Annotated in this window: 3 protein-coding genes and 1 tRNA gene; 1 reads left to right on the forward strand and 3 read right to left on the reverse strand. The window is 65.7% G+C overall.

The genetic code is table 11. The features are described 5' to 3' along the window. The 3 genes from ACLP4W_RS28345 to ACLP4W_RS28355 all read right to left on the reverse strand — a co-directional run. Positions 1-478: DUF222 domain-containing protein (locus ACLP4W_RS28345; protein WP_442390673.1), on the reverse strand; the 478-nt coding region annotated here is incomplete at its 3' end. 78 nt (positions 479-556) lie between these two features. After that, the gene (locus tag ACLP4W_RS28350; protein WP_442390674.1) at positions 557-1,087 is read right to left on the reverse strand and encodes a YbhB/YbcL family Raf kinase inhibitor-like protein; all 531 of its coding nucleotides are present in this window, start codon (positions 1,085-1,087) and stop codon (positions 557-559) included. A gap of 20 nt (positions 1,088-1,107) precedes the next feature. Continuing rightward, positions 1,108-2,463: a M20/M25/M40 family metallo-hydrolase gene (locus ACLP4W_RS28355; RefSeq protein ID WP_442390675.1), complete on the reverse strand. Its 1,356-nt coding sequence runs from the start codon at positions 2,461-2,463 to the stop codon at positions 1,108-1,110. 174 nt (positions 2,464-2,637) lie between these two features. Here ACLP4W_RS28355 and ACLP4W_RS28360 point away from each other — a divergent pair. Continuing rightward, a tRNA-Leu gene (locus ACLP4W_RS28360) sits at positions 2,638-2,723 on the forward strand. Position 2,724: the final 1 nt, after the last annotated feature.

The raw sequence follows: 2,724 nt of genomic DNA on the forward strand, positions 1-2,724 counted from the left end.
GCTGCGCCAGGTGCTTTTCGGCGCAATCTCGGGTGTCGAGGTCCACCCAGTGCGGTAGCTGGTGCACGAACCCGCGGATCACCGCCACGTGGCCGGTCCCGATCTGTCCGGCGCGCTGGGCTGCGGCCGTCGCGGTCAACAGCGGCGACAACGCCTCGCCGGTCACGGCGCGCCGTGGCCCCAGATCGGCGGCCTGGGCCACTCGCCTGCGCGCTTCGCTGCGGGTGATGCGCAGCCGATCAGCCAGCGCATGAGAAAGCTTGCCGCCCAGCTCGGTGGGATCGGACTGCGCGGCGAGCTGGTTGATCAACTCATGCCCCGGTACCGGTAACCGCCGCGCCACCGTTTCCAGGCGCGCCAGGATCCGCAACCGCTCCGGGGTGGTCAACGCCGCAAACGACAACGCGCAGGCGCGGTCCAAGTCGGCATCGAGCGCATCCAGAACCGAGGCGATCTCCTCACGACTACTCGAACTCATGTTCGAATACTACGACGGCCCACCGACACCAATCCCCCGTAACCACTGAAACAAAAGTGACAGAAGTGATTTGACTTGTTAGTTCTGTTCGTAGGTGCCGTAGATGTACGCGCGCGCAATCGCGTGCATGAAGAGGTTGAATCCCAGGAAAGCCGGACTGGCGTCCTCGCTGAGGTCGAGTTTGCCGACGTCCAAGGCGTGCACCGCGACGTAGTAGCGATGCGCCCCGTGGCCGGCAGGCGGCGCGGCGCCGACATAACGGCGCATCCCGGCGTCGTTCACCAAGGTCAGCGCGCCGCCTGGCAGCTCCCGGCCATCGCCGGCATCTTCGGGCAACTCGGTGACGTCGGCCGGCAAGTTGGCCACCGCCCAGTGCCAGAATCCGGACAGCGTTGGAGCGTCCGGGTCGTAAACGGTGACCGCAAAGCTGCGGGTCGCCTCCGGAAATCCGGACCAGCTCAGCTGCGGGCTGACATCCTCTCCGCCCGCGCCCATGATGCCGCTGATCTGCGGTGTGGCCAGCGGCTGGCCATTGGTGATCGAGTTCGAGGTCACGCTGAACGACGGCAGCTTGGGCAGCGCGTCATACGGGTTAGGCGGCAAGCTCATGGGCAATCCTCTCGTGTTGACTAGCAGTGTGTCAGGAAGTGTGCCAGCACATCCGTGCCGAACCTCAGCGCATCGACGGGTACGCGCTCATCAACACCATGGAACAGCGCGGCGAAATCCAATTCCGGCGGCAACCGCAGCGGGCTGAAACCGAAGCAGCGAATGCCCAAGCGCGCAAAGGCTTTTGCGTCGGTCCCACCGGAAAGCATGTAAGGAACCGTCCGGGCGTCCGGGTCGAGCGCTAGCACCGCGGCGTTCATGGCATCGACCAGGTCACCGTCGAAGCTGGTCTCATACGACGAAAAGTCCCTGATCCATTCGCGAGTCACGTCCGGGCCGATCAGCTGGTCGACCTCGGCCTCGAATGCCGCCTTTCGGCCCGGAAGGATACGGCAGTCCACGACTGCTTCGGCAGTCGCCGGGATGACGTTGGCCTTGTACCCGGCCTTGAGCATCGTCGGGTTCGCGGTGTCGTGCAGCACGGCCTTCAGCATGCGGGCCATCGGGCCAAGCTTTTCGATCGCCCCTTCCAGATCGGCCGACTCCGTGTCGAAAGTCAGCCCGGTCTCTTCGCTGACGGCAGCCAGGAACTGGGCGACGGTATCGGTGAGCACGAGCGGAAACCGGTGCCGACCCAGGCGGGCGACCGCCTCGGCAACGGCGGTGACGGCGTTCTGGTCGTGCACCATCGAACCGTGTCCCGCCGGGCCGCGCGCGGTCAGCCGCATCCACGACAGCCCCTTCTCCGCCGTCTCGATCAAATAGAGCCGGCGCTCACCCCCGTCACGACGTGGCACGGTCAGGGAAAACCCGCCCACTTCACCGATCGCCTCGGTTACACCGTCGAACAGCTCGGGCCGATTGTCGACCAGCCACTGCGCCCCGTAGTGACCGCCGTGCTCTTCGTCGGCGACAAACGCGAACACCAAATCGCGTGGCGGCACGATACCGGCCCGCTTCAACTGCCGGGCGACCACGATCATCATGCCGACCATGTCCTTCATGTCGACCGCGCCACGGCCCCAAACGAAGCCGTTCTTGATCGCGCCGGAAAACGGGTGCACGCTCCAATCGGCCGGCTCGGCCGGCACCACGTCGAGATGACCGTGGATGAGCAGCGCGCCACGCGAGCCGTCCGCGCCCTTGAGGCGGGCGAACACATTGCCCCGGCCGGGTGCACCGGATTCGACGTATTGAGGCAAGTAGCCGACCTCTCGGAGCTGCTCGGCGACCCACTGCGCGCACTCGGCCTCGCCTTGCGTCGTTTCGGGTTCGCCGGTGTTGGTCGTGTCGAACCGAATCAACCTGCTGACAACCTCGACCACATCATCGCTTGGGTGGGTTGGAACTCCGGTCGCCCCGCTCTCTAGGGTCACAACCACCTTTCCTACCACTGCCGGGGCCGCCGGTCTCGGGCTGCGAGCACTCGCATCGTCGACGAGCTGGGTTGGATTTGCCCGCCTCCTCCTCGGCCCGCCTCGCGGGCGAGCTGGGTTGGGTCCGCGGGGGCCGATCCGATAGCCTTAGCTGCCAACTTCTCGTTTGGTCTTGTCCGAGTGGCGGAATGGCAGACGCGCTAGCTTGAGGTGCTAGTGCCCTACTAATGGGCGTGGGGGTTCAAGTCCCCCCTCGGACAC

The sequence above is a fragment of the Mycobacterium sp. genome (assembly GCF_052145595.1).
GTDB lineage: Bacteria > Actinomycetota > Actinomycetes > Mycobacteriales > Mycobacteriaceae > Mycobacterium.

Bases quoted from the DNA above. Each gene is read 5' to 3' on its own strand.
- ACLP4W_RS28350 (WP_442390674.1), bottom strand. From the start codon at position 1,087: ATGAGCTTGCCGCCTAACCCGTATGACGCGCTGCCCAAGCTGCCGTCG.